Origin of the sequence: Streptomyces sp. NPDC020747, assembly GCF_044334695.1 — a bacterium.
Taxonomy (GTDB): domain Bacteria; phylum Actinomycetota; class Actinomycetes; order Streptomycetales; family Streptomycetaceae; genus Streptomyces.
The window spans coordinates 114,207-130,124 of the sequence record NZ_JBIRTJ010000005.1; the positions used below are offsets into that span (position 1 = coordinate 114,207).

Consider the following 15,918-nt stretch of genomic DNA (forward strand, 5'->3'; position numbering starts at 1 on the left):
CCGCCGCGCTACGAACCGGGGCCGAGCGTCGGGAAACTGATGCTGTGGCTGCTGGTGTTCGTGGTGGCGGCGGTGGTTGTCGTCGCGGGCGGCGTGTACTTCGGCTGAGGTACTTCGGCCGAGGTCCGGATCCGGCCCGAGGTCCGGATCCGGCCGAGCGCTGCCGGGAACCCGCTGGTCACGGCCGTGCCGGGGCGTTGTCAGTGGTGCCGCGTAGTGTTCTGGGCAGTGGGGAGGACCGCTGGGCGGCGGGGCATCCTCCACGGGTTCTCATTGGCTTTCCCGTGGCTCTGGCCACGGGTTTCTGTCCATGCGTCTCCGTGGTTTCCCTGAGTGTGCCGCCCGGTCCGGTCCTGCCGGGGGACTGTGAGCAACCATGCGCGGGGGAACGATGAGCACGACGGACGCCGGCACCAGGACGATCACCCTGACCGAGAACGAACTGGACCCGTACGTCACGCACGCGGCGACGCGCCGCTGGCTGGCGGGCCCCGGACTGCCGGGCGACGGTGGCCTGTTGACCTTCGAGGCACTGCGCGCGGACGGCCCCCGGACGGTGGCGGACTCGACCGGGGACCCGGACCTGCTCGCCGACGACCTGCGGGACCAGCTGGTGATAGGCGCGCTGCGCGGCCCCGCCGACGCCGAGACGGAGTCGGTCCTGCTCGACGGGGAGACGGGCGAGGTCTCCACCACGTACTTCTTCCACGACCGCCCCGACCTGATGGACCGTCGCCCGCTCGCGCCCTCGCTCCAGGCACTGACGGAGTTCGTGGCGGCGACGGAGGAGATGGCCGCCAGACGCGGCCGGTTCGCCTCCTACGAGGGCCGGTTCGGGCCGAAGGCCGTGGCCGCGATGTCACGGCAGCTGCTCGCGGTGTTCGAGGAGGGCACCGGCGGCGAGGTCCCGCCGTTCTGGCGGATGGCGGCGCTGATCCGCCCGCTGGCCCTGGTCGCGGGCCCGCCCGCCGACGAGACCCTGACCCTGGACCTGCCCGACCGCCTGCTGGACCAGGAGTTCGGCCAGGGCCGGGTCGTGCGCTTCGAGGACGTCGACTTCCCGGCGGCGCTGGCGCACGAGCCGACCCGCCGTTTCCTGCGGGACACGGGCCTGCCGGAGGACGGCTTCCTTTTCCAGCTGGACACGGACGTTCCGCTGCCGACCCTCGCCGAGTACTACGAGGACGAGCGCCCGGGCGAGTACACCGCCGCCGAACTCCCCGACAGATCCGACCACTTGATACGCCTCGGTCACCTCATCGAGGACAACAGCCTGGTCGTGGACGGCTCGACGGGCGCGGTCCTCAACTGGAGCGAGCCCGAGGCCACCCTGCACGCCCTCAACACGGACGTCTCCACACTGGCCTTCACCCTCTGGCTGCTCCACCGCGAGAAGGCCATCGACGGCACCCTGTCCCACGAACTGACCACAGAGGCCTACGACCAGCTGGCCACGACGATGACGCAGACCCTGTCGACGGTCGACCCCACGGGCTCCGCCCCCCAGGCGGACTGGCACTACTGGACGGAACTGTTCCAGGACGAGGCGGGCGGGGTGCTGTGAGCCCCATCCGCACACGGAGGCACGCCCCCGCCTGAGCCGACGGTGTACGGGAGCCCGGTCCGGTTGCGTACGCCCGCCACACATACGTCGGGGCCAACCGCCTGACAGCGACCGACCCCGACACCGAACAGAGGCCGTGGCGGGAATCGAACCCACGTGCCTCGCTTAACAGGTTTGTCCGGGCTGGCAGAGCCTGATCCCGTACACCGTCGTTCAATTCCGTATGTACGGCGTGATTCCCGAGGCGGTATGAACGGCTTTGGACGGCAGCGTACGAGGATGAACGAGACGGAAACTGAGACGGTCGCAGCCTGCTTTCAGGAGTCCGAGGACAGTGTGTCCGGATGGCTGTGCGCGCACGTCTTCCTCTCCCGGCGTGGCGCGTGCCCTGGGCGCTGGATGGCACCGCCCTGCTCTTCATCTCCGTTGACGTGCGCGCGTCCACGATGCGCGTGGTCAGTTGGCTTAGCGATGAGCTCTCAGGCAGCTGGCATTTGCGCTACCTTTCCCGGAGTCAACGTTACGGGAGGTTCGACTCATGGCACATCAGGGTCAATCGTCAGGTGGTCCGGGTAACGAAGGGGACGAGCAGTTTCACTTTCGGCAGGAGCTAACAAAGGCGAGAGATGCCGTTCGCCGTGAAATCATTGAATGGTGGACGTCCACACACCCTGAGGAGGCGGAACCAGAGACCTCTCGTGAGGTTCTCTTATCTTGGTTGAAGGAACATAATGAGAAAATCAAAGAGTTACCCGAAAAGAGGATTCAGAAGCTAAGGGATGGTGCTGAAAAGTGTGGGGGGAGAGTGTTGCTGTTGGATGGAATTGAACACGAAGATATTCCTGTTGTTGAAGATGCTATTTGCTCTGCGTACTGGACAGGTAATGCGAGGGCAAGCTGGTCGATCGTTCTTGCAGATTTCACGGATGAGCACCCGTCGCTCTTTGGTGCGCTATCGTTCCTGTCGTTCATAGTTTCATTCTGGCTAGTAGTGCTGCTGCTCGTAAGGAAGGAGGATTTCGCGAACTTTCCGGGGCAAGGAGGGATTGCTATTGGCGTTCTCATGGTCGCCTTCCTATTTATTCACGGGCGAATTCTCGCAGTGTTGGGTCTCATGAGCTCAAAGTTGCTCAGCCTCTGGCGCCTTATAGCGGCTAGCTCCGCCATATATCTTGTGGTGCAAGACGGCTGGCAAGCTGGCGTGGTCGAGTGGGTATCGAAGAAGAAAGAGTATGTTCCGGATTTCTTCCACATTGCCATCAAGTACGTTGATGTATGTGTTTTGTATGCACTCAAGGGGTTCGCTGCGCTGGTCTTAATTGGGATGACCCTCTCCTTCCTTGACGACGTCAGGTACAAGGTGGGGCCAAAAGAGCCCGATGGTGCCGTAACGTCCGCTCGCATACTCTTGGATCTTTTGGACCTGGCCTTCCTGTCTCAGGAAGCTCTGAAGCAAGGGAGTGTGCAAAGCGACGGATTGAGGACCTATCTGACTAGCTCGGTCCGAGTCGATATTCTCCTACATCTTGAAAAGGTCGCGCAAGCAGCAGAGGGTCGCTGGAAGAGGAGTCTGCGGGTCGGCGATGAGATCTCCGATCGAGCGATTTATGAAATTGGTGACGGAATAGCGGCAGCTGCCAGAAAGTGGAAGGTTGCGGCGGCCACGGGGGGCGATAAATTGGTGGACATGAATAACGCATTCGTGAATGCGCTTGTCGATGCAGCGAAAGGAAACTGGGAGCTTCTGGCTACGGAAACATCCGAAAGGGAGCTGTTGCGGCGCAAACTGTTCAGGATGGCTCGCCGAGTGTTGGCGCTCGCGACTATGGGCGGAACTGCCTATGTAGTGCTATTTGATCCATTTTCATGGTTTGGGGCATCTTTTAGCCCCGCGGTTTCGTCATTCATGCTGATGTTTGCCGCAATTCTCAGTGTATCGATTGATCCCGCCATTGTGGAACGCATCGGAAGCGCTTCAAAGATTAGTGGGGCCTTTACGGATAAGAAATAGTTCAGACAGGACAGGCGGCAATGGTTTGTGTGGCTACTCGGAAGTCTCTGGGATGAGCTGTGCCTCTCGGGCCCGAGGCGTCTAGTTATTCTTGGCGGGTACACACTGATCGGCTTTTAGCGCTTGCATGCTTGTGCGCCATTCGTCCTGTCGGATCTTGGCATCACTGATGTGCTGCGCGCCTTTGCTCGGGTTTCGATCGGAAATAGCCCTACCAGCTTGATTGAGAGATCTAGCCAAGGAGCTTCCATGGTCCATGGCGGTCTCAATCTGGTCACCCATGCCGCCCAGCCAAGGTCTGTCCAGGTCGCGAAGCTCTCCGATGAGCTCACTCAGATTGTTGCCAGCATCTTCGTACTGCTTTCCGGCCGCACGGACGTCACTGTCCGCCACTACGAGACCGTCCTTTTGCTGGTCAATCAGACTCTGAAGGGAGGTGGTAGCGTCCCCCATGGACGTCCAAAATTGTGGAACGAGTCGGTCACATACAGAGTTGGCGTCGCTTCGCCATTCCGCTGGCCACGTCATGCTTATAAGGAGTCCGACTATCGCAGAAATGGCGGCGATAGTCGCAAGCCACCAGCCGATGTGATCCTTTATACGCTGCCCTAGAGATCTGTTGGACTCTCCCTCTTCCATTGGAGCACCTGCCCTTCCGCTGGAGTCCCCTTCGATCATCGCTCAGGGTTGAGAAGGCGTCATTTCGTGATTGGTGGGAGGCTTAAGAACGGCTAACACAATGAGGTGGATCGCCCCTGGTAGCCGTGCCTGACGGGCGAGTTGGGCGTTTTTCCTGGCCGTGGGGACTTCACCGTGGACCGTGCCGGATGACTTGTGGGAGCGGATCGAGCCGCTGCTCCCTAAGAAGGAGCGGCGGTTCCGCTACCCCGGCCGCCTGCCCGTCCCGGACTGCCAGGTCCTGTGCGGGATCCTGTACGTACTGCACACCGACATCCAGTGGGAACATCTCCCCAAGGAGCTCGGCTTCGGCTCGGGCATGACCTGTTGGCGCCGGCTTCGGGACTGGAACGAGGCCGGAGTCTGGCAACGGCTGTACGAGGTCCTGCTGGCCGAGCTGAACGCGGCAGCACGGCTCGACTGGTCCCGCTGCGTGGTCGACTCCTCCCACGTCAGGGCCCTAAAAGGGGGCTCCACACGGGCCCGTCGCCGGTCGACCGGGGCCGGGCCGGCTCCAAGCATCACCTGATCACTGACGGCCACGGCACCCCGCTCGCAGTGATTCTCACCGGCGGCGACCGCAACGATGTAACACGGCTCATGCCGCTGCTGGATGCGGTCCCGCCTGTCCGTGGCCGTGTCGGCCACCCACGGCGCAAGCCGGAGTCGCTGTTCGCCGACCGCGGCTACGACCACGACGTCTACCGTGACCAGGTCCGCGCCCGAGGCATCGTGCCAGCCATCGCCCGCCGAAACACCCGGCACGGCACCGGACTTGGCGTCTACCGGTGGGTGGTGGAGCGGAGTTTCGCTTGGTTGCACGGCTTCCGGCGACTGCGAGTCCGCTGGGAACGCCGGGCCGACATCCACGAAGCCTTCCTGAAACTGGCCTGCTGCCTCATCACGCACCGCCGGCTTCGGTCACTCTGCTAGTTGCTGCCGTCATCCATATAGAGACAGAAGGGATGACCAGCAGGGTCGAGCATCACCCTGACGTTGTTCTGCGGCTGATACCCGGCCTCCCGCGCACCGAGTTCCAGCGCGTGGGCTACGGCGGCCTGCAGATCGACGACTTCGAAGTCCAGGTGCATCGTGATCCGCTGGGCGTCCTCTTGAGCGGGCCAGACTGGAGGGACGTAGCCGTCCGAGAGCTGGAAGGCTATGTAGCCCACACTCTCCGAGGGCGCGACAGCCGCCCCATCAGGCTCTTCCTTGGCGATCTCCCAGCCCAGCAGGTCCGAGTAGAAGTGGGCGAGCGCCCGCGGATCGGGCGCCTCAAGTACGACGCCCCACCAGTCGTGTCTCGACATGCGAGGAGTACCGGGCTCATGACTGGGTCGTCCACGCATGCCGCCAACTACCTCCGGATGCTCCGACGCAGATCCTCTTCAAGGCTGAGCTCTGGACCCTATCGACCGCCCGAGCACGAGGACCAGGAGACCTTACGCAGAAGGCCGTGCATGCTCCCGGAGCTGATCGGCTTCATTGTGTTAGCCGTTCTAAGCGGTGTTAGGGCGTGCCAGACGATTAGGGCGCTGTAGGCAGGGACGATGCGCTCTCAGGCTGTGAGTCGGAGCATGGCGGTCGCGTGCTGAGGCCGTGACCTGTAGTGATCGGCTGCGGCGGCGTTGTTGGTCCAGCCTGCTTGGCGCGTGAGTCCGGTGGCGAGGTTGCGCAGGGTGGCCATGGTGCGGGGTGTGGTGCCGGTGCGTATTCGTGAGGCGTCCTCGCCGTAGGTGACGTCTCGGATGTGGTGCAGGGCTTCGCGGTGCCTGCGGTCGGGGCCTTCGCAGCGCTCTCGCCCAGCGCCTTGGCTCGCATGGTCTTCCTGCACGCTGCACGCCCGGCCTTCGTGCTGGCGTGCTCGCAGTTGCTGTGGTCGAAGTGCTGGCGGGTCATCTGAACTCCAGGTGTTCGGGGAGGTGTTGCTGACACGGCAGACAGTCCCAAGAGCAGACAAGCCGTCCGAAGGGGCGAGACAGCTTTCCGTGGTCAACCGTCGGCTGCTCGTAACATCGGTGCAGGGAGGCCGAGCTGGACTCCCTTCCGACCATTAGTTCTAAACTCGCAGGTCAGACCACCTGTATTGACGCAATCAAAAAATCCGACCACCATGGGGCCTCGGCTGCTCGCTTCTGGCGCGAGCGCATCCTGCGAGAGGAAGTGCCGTGCCGAAGGGTCACAAGTGTCCGGTCTGTGACAAGAACACGCTTCAGCCGTACACCACCAATCAGTTGAAGTGCTCTCAGTGTCAAACGGTCGTGAAGAAGGACCAACTCCGCTGAGCTGCGACTACGACCGCGCAACCCAGCAGAGAAGCCCGGCACTCGTCATGAGTGGCTGGGCTCTCTCGTGCGCACGAGGTTGGGTGTGGGACATCTGCCGTTCCACGCCCAACCTCGTGCGTCGTGCTGTGCTGCTAGTCCGTGGCCTGGTCGGCTCGCGTCACCCTCGCGTGGTCGGTGACGACGCGGCGGAAGAGGTCGTGACCCGTCCGGCCCGTGTGACGGAGCGCCCAGTCCTGGGCATCGTTCTGCTCACCCTGCGGGCCGCTGTCCTCCCCGCACTCGTGGGCGGTACAGAAAGCCTCGAAGGTGTATCCGCCCTCGGGCGCGTGGTTGATCGTGTGGTCTACGAAGCGGTACACGGCTCGGGTCACAGCACGGCTCCAGTGCTCTGTGCGTTGGCTCGCTTGACTTTGAGGGACAGCGCTTCTTCCGGGGTCAGCGCCTCCACGTAATCCGGGGACACCTCCCACTCACGACCACCGCCGATAGGGCGGAGCATGGCGTAGGGGCCGCCCTTGCCCATGTACTCGCCGACGCGGTTCCTGACCGTGTCTCGCACCAGGGCGCCCGCCGGGGGGAAGTTCGACGTTGGTCATACCGCCGCTCCGTGGACGTCGATGCCGAGGGTTGCGATCGTGGCGGCGGTGCGCCTGTCCCGCTGTCCTCGCCGCTCCTGCTCTCGCTCGTAGGCGATGAGGTACGGCCGGATGAGCGGGATGTCCTCTGGCCCCAGGTCGCGGCCGTACTGCGCCGCCGTCTCGACGCTGGCCAGTACGAGAAAGGCTCTCGGGTCCCCGCCTTGGTCGACCTTGCTGGCGAGCTGGAACGTAGCGCCGTCCACGGTGCAGAAGGCTGTGGCCGCCCTCCGTGAAGAGGGACGTCTCTACACCGTGCTCGGGCAAGGCTCATTCGTCTCGGAGAGCTGACGGCCTGCGCGGTCATCCTCATCAGTGCCCGTCGGGGTGCCTGGCCATCAGGACGTTGCAGTCGGTCACGGTGGTGAGGTCGCGCCCAGCCCGAGCACGGTCACGAACCCTCGCCAACTCGGCACACCCGCGCAGCCTTCAACCGGCGTGGGCTCCAGTTGCTCAGTACGGTCCGGCAGGTCCAGCGGCGCACTGTGTGATCGCTTCGGCTCGCTCATGTTCCGAGTCTGAAAGCTCGGAGCACTCACTCCCGGTGACTGATTGTTGACTGACTGGTGACTGTCTACGCTGGCACCATGAGCGGGGAGTTCGGCCAGCGTGTGAGAGCCGCGCTACGGGAAGGGCACATGTCGATCTGTGGTGCGTCGCGGCTGATGAACTACAACGACGCGTTCCTGTCACGCGTCCTGGCGGGCAAGCAACTGCCGTCCATAGAACTGGCCGAGAGCCTGGACCGCTTACTCGATGCGGGCGGCGAAGGGGACTGCTGCATGATCGGGTGGCAGCGGGGTTTATGCAGCCAGAGCTGCGGGTGGGGGTCATGGTGGTCTCGTACTCGACGGGGGTCAATCGGCCCAAGCGTCGTTGCCGTCGGCGCCGGTGGTAGGTCCGCACGATCAGGTGACGATCGCGGTCCGCAGCTCCTGGTGGGTGGCCCAGGTACGGCGGTCGAGGACGTTTTTCTGCAGCAGCGCGAAGAAGCTCTCCATCGCGGCGTTGTCGCCGGCGGCCCCGACCCGGCCCATCGAGCCGACCAGGCCTTGCCGGGTGAGTACGGCGGCGACCTTGCGGGACCGGAATTGCGAGCCCCGCTGCGGAGTGCACAGTGCACCCCGCAGCGGGGCCGCGGCGGGCGACGGCCGATTCCAGCGCGGCCACCGCGAGGCGGGACTTCATCCGCGCGTCGATGGAATAGCCCACGATACGGCCGGAGTACACGTCCTTGATGGCGCACGGATACAGCTTGCCCTCGCCGGTTGCGTGCTCGGTGATGTCCGTGAGCCACAGTCGGTTCTGCGCCCGGGCGGCGAAGTTGCGGCGCACCCGGTCGTCGTGGACCGGCGGGCCAGCCTTCGCGTTTTTGCCGCGGCCCCTGCGCTTGCCGAAGGCGCTTCACCAGCCGTTGTCCCGGCAGATCCGCCAGGCGGTCCGCTCGGCCATCGCCTCACTGGCGACGCGCGCTTCGTGGAGGAGGAAGCGGTGGCCGAACTCAGGATCGTCGCGGTGCGCGCCGAACAAGGCGTTGGCCCGGTATGCCCCGGCCAATTCGGCGTCGGTGACCGGCCGGGCCAGCAACCGGTAGTAGGGCTGGCGGGCCAGCCCGAGCACCCGGCACGTCACCGCCACCGGCACCCGGTAAGAGGCAGCGGCGGCTGGCTCGCGGACGAGCGGGTACATCATTTTGCCGGCAGGTTCGCCTGCGACAGATACGCCGCCGCCCTCCTGAGCACCTCGTTCTCCTGCTCCAGCAGCCGGATCCGTTTGCGGGCCTCGTGCAGCTCGGCCGACTCACCCGACGTCGGTGCGGGCCCGGTGCCCTCGTCAGTGTCGGCGCGGCGCAGCCACTTCGAGAGCGTGATCGGGTGGACGCCGAAGTCGGCGGCGATCTGTTCCAGCGTGACGCCGGGCTCATGGTTGCGGGCGACCCGCACGACGTCCTCGCGGAACTTCTTCGGACACGGCTTGGGCACTGCAACATCCTTCCAGGCCGCCTCTCAGCAAGCCAGGTCAGGTGTCACCCAACCCTGCAGCAGGCCCAGTAGTCGACTCCACTGTGCTTACTTTTGCCAAACTGTGGTTTGAGTCTGCGCAGTTTCCGCCGTCGTGTCCAAAGAATTGATTGTGATCAGTGCGGTGCGGCCACCATCAGTCAGTAGGCATGCACTCCCGCCAACAGGAATCTCAACGGAGTCCTGATTTTGTGTCTTTGCCAGGTACGTGCATTCATCGGCTTCCACCGTTTCCCCTGCAGGTACTGAGGCTATGGCGTCGGCATTATAGAGATATGCAGACGTGCTGTCATCCGAGAGTCTGAAATGGAGATCCTTGACGACGGATTCCTCGGGCGGGATCAAGTCGAGGTCGTGGCCGCCGGAAAGTAAGAGCGAGTCCGACCAGCGTACTTGGTTACTACTCGGTGATGAGGGCTGGTTCTCTCCATCTGTATCCTGGCCCTCGCCCCTAGCGGTGACCGTGGCAGTGACTGTTGCGGTCGCTGTGGCAGAGGACGCTGTGGGTGAATCGATGCCTGCTGCAGGCAGGCCAAAGAACGTCACCAAGAAGGTTAAAAGTCCCGTGGCGGCAGAGATCAATCCCGCGACGGCCGCCCAATGCTCGGGCGTCTTTTTTGTGTTCGATGGTCGACTGTTCGATGCGCCAAGGCTTTCCATGTCCCCCCGCCGGACCTGAGGCTTGGACCGTGCCCTAATGCTGCCAGATGAAGGGGATGGTTTGTAGTCAGATAGTCGACGTCTGCGGCTAGGGCTTAGGTTCGAAGGAGTGGCTGTCATCGCTTGCCTTCACTTTGGGGTACCAAGCGCCGTCCGTCAGTGAAGTGGTGACAGATGCGGTAGTGCTAACTGAGACGGACGACCAAAAGGGCGGCACCCCTTCCGGGTGCCGCCCTTTCCTTTTGCCTGGTCAGGCAGCCAGAGGCCGTGGCGGGAATCGAACCCACGTGCCTCGCTTTGCAGGCGAGTCCCTAAGCCACTCGGGCACACGGCCAAGCTTGAGTCCGGTGTCCCAGGTGATCTGGTCATCCGGTGTGCCGGACTCGTTGTGTCGAACGTACGGCGTTGTCGGTGGGGGGCTCAAGGGACTGGGCGGGGCTGCAATGGGACTGCCACACGGCGTTCATGAAAGGGGGCGAGGAGGAGACGGGGGAGGAGGCATGGAGGGGACTGAGGGGAGGTCGGGCGAGGGTGGTCGTACGACCAAGGTCCCGGGTTGGGACCAGTCTCTGGACAGGGGTCAATGTCAGTAGTGCCCCTTACTCTGGCGGGCATGACCACCCTGGAACCGAGCGACACCGGCGTCGCTGAGACCCTGGCCGACCTGGCCGACCTGGCCGACCCGGCCGGCACAGCAGCCCCCGCGGCATCGGCCGTACAGATCTCGGCGACCGACGCCGGCGCCCGTGAAGGTGTCCTGGGGCGTGATCATCGGGCGCTCAGTATCGGGATCGTGTCCGTCGTGCTGCTCATCGCCTTCGAGGCGACTGCCGTTGGGACGGCGATGCCGGTGGCAGCGCGGGAGCTGGGCGGGGTCTCGTTGTACGCGTTCGCGTTCTCCGGGTACTTCACGACGAGTCTGTTCGGGATGGTGCTGGCCGGGCAGTGGTCGGACCGCGCGGGCCCGCTGGGGTCGCTGACGGCGGGGATCGGGGCGTTCGCGGCAGGGCTGCTGCTGTCGGGGACGGCCCGGGTGATGTGGCTGTTCATCCTCGGGCGGGCCGTGCAGGGGCTCGGCGGCGGGCTGGTGATCGTCGCGCTGTACGTGGTCGTGGGGCGGGCCTATCCGGAGCGGTTGCGGCCGTCGATCATGGCGGCGTTCGCGGCGAGCTGGGTGATCCCGTCCGTGGTCGGGCCGCTCGCCTCCGGCGCGGTGACCGAACACCTCGGCTGGCGCTGGGTGTTCGTCGGGATACCGGTCCTGGTCCTCCTGCCGCTGGCGTTCGCGCTGCCGCAGATACGGCGGCGGGCGTCCGGCCCGGCCGGGGGAGCCGCGGCCGGGCCCTTCGACCGGCGGCGCATCCGGCTGGCGCTGGGCATCTCGCTGGGCGCCGGGCTGCTGCAGTACGGGGCGCAGGACCTGAGGTGGCTGTCGGTGGTCCCGGCCGTGGCGGGGGTCGCCCTGCTGATCCCGGCGGTGCTCGGGCTGCTGCCCAGGGGGACCTACCTGGCCGCGCGCGGGCTGCCGTCCGTCGTGCTGCTGCGCGGGATCGCCGCCGGGTCCTTCATCGCGGCCGAGTCCTTCGTGCCGCTGATGCTGGTCACCGAGCGGGGGCTGTCGCCGACGCTGGCCGGATTCTCACTGGCGGCGGGCGGGGGCACCTGGGCGCTGGGTTCCTTCGTGCAGTCCAGGGCACGCGTGGAGCCGTACCGGGACCGGCTGATGATGCTGGGCATGGTCCTGACCGCGGCCGCCATCGCCGCCGCGCCGAGCGTGCTGATCGACGGGGTGCCGGTGTGGACGCTGGCGGTGGCCTGGTCCTTCGGCTGCTTCGGCATGGGCCTGGTGATCTCCTCCACCAGCGTCCTCCTGCTCCACCTCTCCGCCCCCGAGGAGGCCGGCACCAACTCCGCCGCCCTCCAGATATCCGACGGCCTCTCGAACGTCCTCCTTCTCGCCGCGGGCGGCGCGGCCTTCGCGGCCCTGGGCGGCGGCACGGTCACCCATGCCGCCACGGACGCCTCAGGCGGCCACCCGGCCGCCTTCGCCGCGGTGTTCCTGCCGATGGCCGGGGTGGCGCTGGTGGGGGCCTGGGTGACCACGAGGCTGCGGACCGATTCCAAGTGACGCAGGGTGGTACCGCGTAGTACCGTCGAAAAATGGCTGGACTGAACCTGCGGTTTACGGACGAAGAGCTCGATGCCCTGCGTGAGCGCGCGGCGGCGGAAGGGCGCAGCATGCAGGCCTTCGCCCACGATGCCGTGATCTCCGCCATCAACGAGCACTCGCGGCTGTTCAACGAAGCGGCCGACCATGTGCTGAAGGCGAGCGCCGAGCTGAACCGACGGCTCGCCTGATGCACTACCTCACGCTGCCCGAGCTGCTGAACCTCGCGAAGCGGCTCGGCGTGGACGAGGTGCGTGACTACGGGCTTCTGGACTCGGCGCTGGCCCGGCCACAGTCGAGTGTTTTCGGACAGGACGCGTATCCGAACGTCTGGGAGAAGGCGGCCGCGTTGATGGAGTCGCTCGCCCGTAACCACGCCCTCGTCGACGGGAACAAGCGCATCGCCTGGTACGCGACCTGGGTCTTTCTGCACGTGAACGGCCATCCCCTGGACGCGGAGTTCGACGTGGACGAGGCCGAGGCGTTCGTCCTCGACGTCTGCCAGGGCGCCTTGGACGTACCGAAAACCGCCGCCCTGCTGCCACGTTTCGCGCGCTGACCCGTGGCGCCCGCTGATCCCAGGCGCCGTTTGTGACCTGAGTCCCATCCAAGGGTGACCCCGCGTCGTCCGCGCGTTGACGCGGTGGGCCCGCCGGTAGGGTGGCCCGGTTGTCATACGCAGCAGAAGTCAGCAGCAGATGTCATACGTAGCCGAGCCGCCCGCCCGTCTCCCACCACCGCCCTACCCGACGTGCTGCGCACGGCCCCTTTGATTCCAACCACCCCCACGGAGACCGTGACTACCACCGCCGCCAGTGCCACCTCCTCGCACCACCTGTCACCCGCGTTTCCCGGGCGGGCCCCTTGGGGTACCGCCAGCAAGCTGCGTGCCTGGCAGCAAGGGGCGATGGAGAAGTACATCCAGGAGCAGCCGCGTGACTTTCTCGCCGTCGCCACGCCCGGGGCCGGGAAGACGACCTTCGCGCTGACGCTCGCCTCCTGGCTGCTGCACCACCATGTCGTGCAGCAGGTGACCGTGGTCGCGCCGACCGAGCATCTGAAGAAGCAGTGGGCGGAGGCGGCCGCGCGGATAGGGATCAAGCTGGATCCCGAGTACAGCGCGGGGCCGCTCAGCAAGGAGTACCAGGGCGTCGCGGTCACGTACGCCGGTGTCGGCGTGCGGCACATGCTGCACCGCAACCGCGTCGAGCAGCGCAAGACCCTGGTGATCCTCGACGAGATCCACCACGCCGGTGACAGCAAGTCCTGGGGCGAGGCCTGCCTTGAGGCCTTCGAGCCCGCCACCCGGCGGCTCGCGCTCACCGGTACGCCCTTCCGGTCCGACACCAACCCCATCCCCTTCGTTGCGTACGAGGAGGGGAACGACGGGATCCGGCGGTCCGCCGCCGACTACACGTACGGGTACGGGAACGCGCTCGCCGACCACGTCGTGCGGCCCGTCATCTTCCTCTCCTACAGCGGCAACATGCGGTGGCGTACGAAGGCGGGGGACGAGATCGCCGCCCGGCTCGGCGAGCCGATGACCAAGGACGCCGTCAGCCAGGCCTGGCGCACCGCCCTCGACCCGCGCGGCGAGTGGATGCCGAGCGTGCTGCGCGCCGCCGACCAGCGGCTCACCGAGGTCAGGAAGGGCATCCCGGACGCCGGCGCCCTCGTCATCGCCTCCGACCAGGAATCCGCCCGCGCCTACGCCAAGCTCATCCGCGACATCACCGGCAGCAAGGCCACCCTCGTCCTCTCCGACGACACGGGCGCGTCCAACCGCATCGACGAGTTCAGCCACAGCGACGACCGCTGGATGGTCGCCGTCCGGATGGTGTCCGAGGGCGTCGACGTGCCCCGGCTGGCGGTGGGCGTGTACGCGACCACCATCTCCACGCCGCTCTTCTTCGCCCAGGCCGTCGGCCGCTTCGTACGGTCCAGGCGGCGCGGCGAGACCGCCTCCGTCTTCCTGCCGACCGTCCCCGACCTCCTCACCTTCGCCAACGAGATGGAGGTCGAGCGCGACCACGCCCTCGACAAGCCCAAGAAGGAGGGCGAGGAGGACCCGTACGCCGAGTCCGAGAAGGAGATGGAGGAGGCGAACCGGGAGGAGGACGAGGACACCGGGGAGCAGGAGCAGTTCTCCTTCGAGGCCCTGGAGTCCGAGGCCGTCTTCGACCGGGTGCTCTACGACGGCGCCGAGTTCGGTATGCAGGCCCACCCGGGGAGCGCGGAGGAGCAGGACTACCTCGGTATTCCGGGGCTCCTCGAACCCGACCAGGTCCAGCTCCTGCTCCAGAAGCGGCAGGCCCGGCAGATCGCGCACAGCCGCAAGAAGCCGGACGACGAGGCCGACCTTCTCGAACTGCCCGCCGAGCGGCGGCCCGTGGTCTCCCACAAGGAGATGCTGGAGCTCAGGAAGCAGCTCAACACGATGGTCGGCGCGTACGTCCACCAGAGCGGCAAGCCGCACGGTGTGATCCACACCGAACTGCGGCGGGTGTGCGGCGGTCCGCCGAGCGCGGAGGCCACGGCCGGGCAGTTGCGTCAGCGGATCGCCAAGGTGCAGGAGTGGGCCACCCGTATGCGGTGACCCCGCGGCATGCGGTGACCGCGGTATGCGGTGGCCACTGTCCTGCCCGCCCTGCCTGCCCCCGTACGTCCACACGAGCGCCGGTGTCGTCATGACACCGGCGCTCGCGTGTGTGCGCGCTCTGTGCAGGGGTCGTGCACGCCGAGTGGTGTGCGCCGGATATATCGGGGCGAAAGTGAACCTAACTCCGGGTAACCGAACCCGGTCCGTACCTGCGAACGCCCGGATTCTGGACGGAGACTTCCGCTGAGCGAACCAGCTCGCTACTGTCCCGCTACGCACACGCCCCGTGGCAGCGCCGCCGCGGAGCGCAGCCGGTGCCCGCCCGGGAGAGCCCGGGACGCTGCCGACCGGCGGCCTCTGACGCGCGTCGCCGATGGGACCGGTGACGTATCCGCCGCGTAGGGGGCCGTCGACTCTCACCACTAAGGAGTGGGCGTCGTGACCGCGGAAACCTCCCAGACGCTCGACCGGGGACTGCGTGTCCTCAAACTGCTCGCCGACACCGACCACGGTCTGACCGTCACCGAGCTGTCCAACAAACTCGGAGTCAACCGGACCGTTGTGTACCGCTTGCTCGCCACGCTGGAACAGCACGCCCTCGTACGCCGTGACCTGGGCGGCCGTGCCCGCGTCGGGCTCGGCGTGCTGCGGCTCGGGCGGCAGGTGCATCCGCTGGTCCGCGAGGCCGCGCTGCCCGCGTTGCGCTCGCTGGCCGAGGACATCGGGGCGACCGCCCATCTCACGCTGGTCGACGGTGCGGAGGCGCTCGCCGTCGCCGTGGTCGAGCCGACGTGGACCGACTACCACGTGGCCTATCGCGCCGGATTCCGGCATCCGCTCGACCGGGGGGCCGCCGGCAAGGCGATCCTCGCCGCGCGGGCCGCTTCCGCGGAGGAGCCCGGCTTCACCCTCACTCACGGGGAGCTGGAGGCGGGCGCCAGTGGGGCGGCCGCGCCGCTGCTCGGGGTGACCGGGGTGGAGGGGAGCGTGGGGGTGGTCATGCTCGCGGATGCCGTGCCTGAGCGGGTGGGGCCGCGTGTCGTTGACGCGGCGAAGGAAGTGGCTGAGGCCTTGCGTTGAACTTGGTTCAGGGGGTGCTCGGGGCCGGGTGCCGTGGGGGAGGCTGTGCGTCGTCTGCGGGTGCGTGAGGGCTGGTCGCGCAGTTCCCCGCGCCCCTAAAAGATTGCGCAGTTCCCCGCGCCCCTAAAGGCGCGCGGTTCCCCGCAGCCCCTCAGGAAAGGGGCGCCCAGTCGCCGTGCCCCAAAAAACGCGCGGTTCCCCGCGCCCCTGAGTGA

Annotated in this window: 14 protein-coding genes, 1 tRNA gene and 1 pseudogene; 9 read left to right on the top strand and 7 right to left on the bottom strand. The window is 66.2% G+C overall.

Annotated elements, in window-relative coordinates; genetic code table 11:
- Positions 1–391: 391 nt before the first annotated feature.
- The 4 genes from ACH4YP_RS15645 to ACH4YP_RS15660 all read left to right on the top strand — a co-directional run bounded on the left by ACH4YP_RS15645 (position 392) and on the right by ACH4YP_RS15660 (position 5,186).
- On the top strand, positions 392–1,564 hold the full coding sequence (locus ACH4YP_RS15645; protein WP_398490877.1) for an SUKH-4 family immunity protein: 1,173 nt from the start codon (positions 392–394) through the stop codon (positions 1,562–1,564).
- 538 nt (positions 1,565–2,102) lie between these two features.
- Complete coding sequence (locus ACH4YP_RS15650; protein WP_398490878.1) at positions 2,103–3,575, top strand: hypothetical protein; 1,473 nt, start codon at positions 2,103–2,105, stop codon at positions 3,573–3,575.
- 249 nt (positions 3,576–3,824) lie between these two features.
- The gene (locus ACH4YP_RS15655; RefSeq protein ID WP_398490879.1) at positions 3,825–4,187 is read left to right on the top strand and encodes a hypothetical protein; all 363 of its coding nucleotides are present in this window, start codon (positions 3,825–3,827) and stop codon (positions 4,185–4,187) included.
- Between the two features lie 187 nt (positions 4,188–4,374).
- A protein-coding gene (locus ACH4YP_RS15660) for an IS5 family transposase (protein WP_398490880.1) occupies positions 4,375–5,186 on the top strand; the annotation gives its coding sequence in 2 pieces (ribosomal slippage) (positions 4,375–4,698 and positions 4,701–5,186; 810 coding nt in all).
- Here ACH4YP_RS15660 and ACH4YP_RS15665 read toward each other — a convergent pair.
- From ACH4YP_RS15665 to ACH4YP_RS15695, 7 genes and pseudogenes are all read right to left on the bottom strand, one after another.
- Positions 5,183–5,563, bottom strand: coding sequence for a VOC family protein (locus ACH4YP_RS15665; protein WP_398490881.1), 381 nt, complete (start codon positions 5,561–5,563; stop codon positions 5,183–5,185). The genes ACH4YP_RS15660 and ACH4YP_RS15665 overlap by 4 nt on opposite strands.
- A 1,109-nt stretch (positions 5,564–6,672) precedes the next feature.
- Entirely contained in the window at positions 6,673–6,912 is a 240-nt protein-coding gene (locus tag ACH4YP_RS15670) for a hypothetical protein (protein WP_398490882.1), read from the bottom strand.
- A 221-nt stretch (positions 6,913–7,133) separates the two neighbouring features.
- The gene (locus ACH4YP_RS15675; protein ID WP_398490883.1) at positions 7,134–7,382 is read right to left on the bottom strand and encodes a hypothetical protein; all 249 of its coding nucleotides are present in this window, start codon (positions 7,380–7,382) and stop codon (positions 7,134–7,136) included.
- A gap of 150 nt (positions 7,383–7,532) precedes the next feature.
- Positions 7,533–7,685, bottom strand: coding sequence for a hypothetical protein (locus ACH4YP_RS15680; protein ID WP_398491082.1), 153 nt, complete (start codon positions 7,683–7,685; stop codon positions 7,533–7,535).
- Positions 7,686–8,007: 322 nt separating this feature from the next.
- Positions 8,008–9,158 (bottom strand): annotated as a pseudogene (locus ACH4YP_RS15685) (IS3 family transposase); the annotation flags it as partial.
- Positions 9,159–9,245: 87 nt separating this feature from the next.
- On the bottom strand, positions 9,246–9,857 hold the full coding sequence (locus tag ACH4YP_RS15690) for a hypothetical protein (protein WP_398490884.1): 612 nt from the start codon (positions 9,855–9,857) through the stop codon (positions 9,246–9,248).
- Between the two features lie 262 nt (positions 9,858–10,119).
- Positions 10,120–10,191 (bottom strand) — tRNA-Cys (locus ACH4YP_RS15695).
- A gap of 279 nt (positions 10,192–10,470) precedes the next feature.
- Here ACH4YP_RS15695 and ACH4YP_RS15700 point away from each other — a divergent pair.
- The 5 genes from ACH4YP_RS15700 (at position 10,471) to ACH4YP_RS15720 (ending at position 15,703) form a co-directional block, all read left to right on the top strand.
- Entirely contained in the window at positions 10,471–11,985 is a 1,515-nt protein-coding gene (locus ACH4YP_RS15700) for an MFS transporter (protein ID WP_398490885.1), read from the top strand.
- A 32-nt stretch (positions 11,986–12,017) separates the two neighbouring features.
- Positions 12,018–12,215, top strand: coding sequence for a hypothetical protein (locus tag ACH4YP_RS15705; protein WP_266762988.1), 198 nt, complete (start codon positions 12,018–12,020; stop codon positions 12,213–12,215).
- Positions 12,215–12,583 carry a Fic family protein gene (locus ACH4YP_RS15710; RefSeq protein WP_361060125.1) on the top strand — a complete coding sequence of 123 codons (369 nt, stop codon included), beginning with the start codon at positions 12,215–12,217 and terminating at the stop codon, positions 12,581–12,583. The genes ACH4YP_RS15705 and ACH4YP_RS15710 overlap by 1 nt, the downstream gene beginning before the upstream one ends.
- A 237-nt stretch (positions 12,584–12,820) precedes the next feature.
- Positions 12,821–14,620, top strand: coding sequence for a DEAD/DEAH box helicase (locus tag ACH4YP_RS15715; RefSeq protein WP_398490886.1), 1,800 nt, complete (start codon positions 12,821–12,823; stop codon positions 14,618–14,620).
- 441 nt (positions 14,621–15,061) lie between these two features.
- The gene (locus ACH4YP_RS15720; RefSeq protein ID WP_361060129.1) at positions 15,062–15,703 is read left to right on the top strand and encodes a helix-turn-helix domain-containing protein; all 642 of its coding nucleotides are present in this window, start codon (positions 15,062–15,064) and stop codon (positions 15,701–15,703) included.
- Positions 15,704–15,918: the final 215 nt, after the last annotated feature.

Excerpts from the sequence above, each read along its gene's own strand:
- ACH4YP_RS15705 (WP_266762988.1), top strand. The coding sequence starts at position 12,018 with ATGGCTGGACTGAACCTGCGGTTTACGGACGAAGAGCTCGATGCCCTG.
- ACH4YP_RS15690 (WP_398490884.1), bottom strand. The coding sequence starts at position 9,857 with ATGGAAAGCCTTGGCGCATCGAACAGTCGACCATCGAACACAAAAAAG.
- ACH4YP_RS15650 (WP_398490878.1), top strand. The coding sequence starts at position 2,103 with ATGGCACATCAGGGTCAATCGTCAGGTGGTCCGGGTAACGAAGGGGAC.
- ACH4YP_RS15680 (WP_398491082.1), bottom strand. The coding sequence starts at position 7,685 with ATGAGCGAGCCGAAGCGATCACACAGTGCGCCGCTGGACCTGCCGGAC.
- ACH4YP_RS15710 (WP_361060125.1), top strand. The coding sequence starts at position 12,215 with ATGCACTACCTCACGCTGCCCGAGCTGCTGAACCTCGCGAAGCGGCTC.
- ACH4YP_RS15665 (WP_398490881.1), bottom strand. The coding sequence starts at position 5,563 with ATGTCGAGACACGACTGGTGGGGCGTCGTACTTGAGGCGCCCGATCCG.
- ACH4YP_RS15645 (WP_398490877.1), top strand. The coding sequence starts at position 392 with ATGAGCACGACGGACGCCGGCACCAGGACGATCACCCTGACCGAGAAC.
- ACH4YP_RS15700 (WP_398490885.1), top strand. The coding sequence starts at position 10,471 with ATGACCACCCTGGAACCGAGCGACACCGGCGTCGCTGAGACCCTGGCC.
- ACH4YP_RS15655 (WP_398490879.1), top strand. The coding sequence starts at position 3,825 with ATGGTCCATGGCGGTCTCAATCTGGTCACCCATGCCGCCCAGCCAAGG.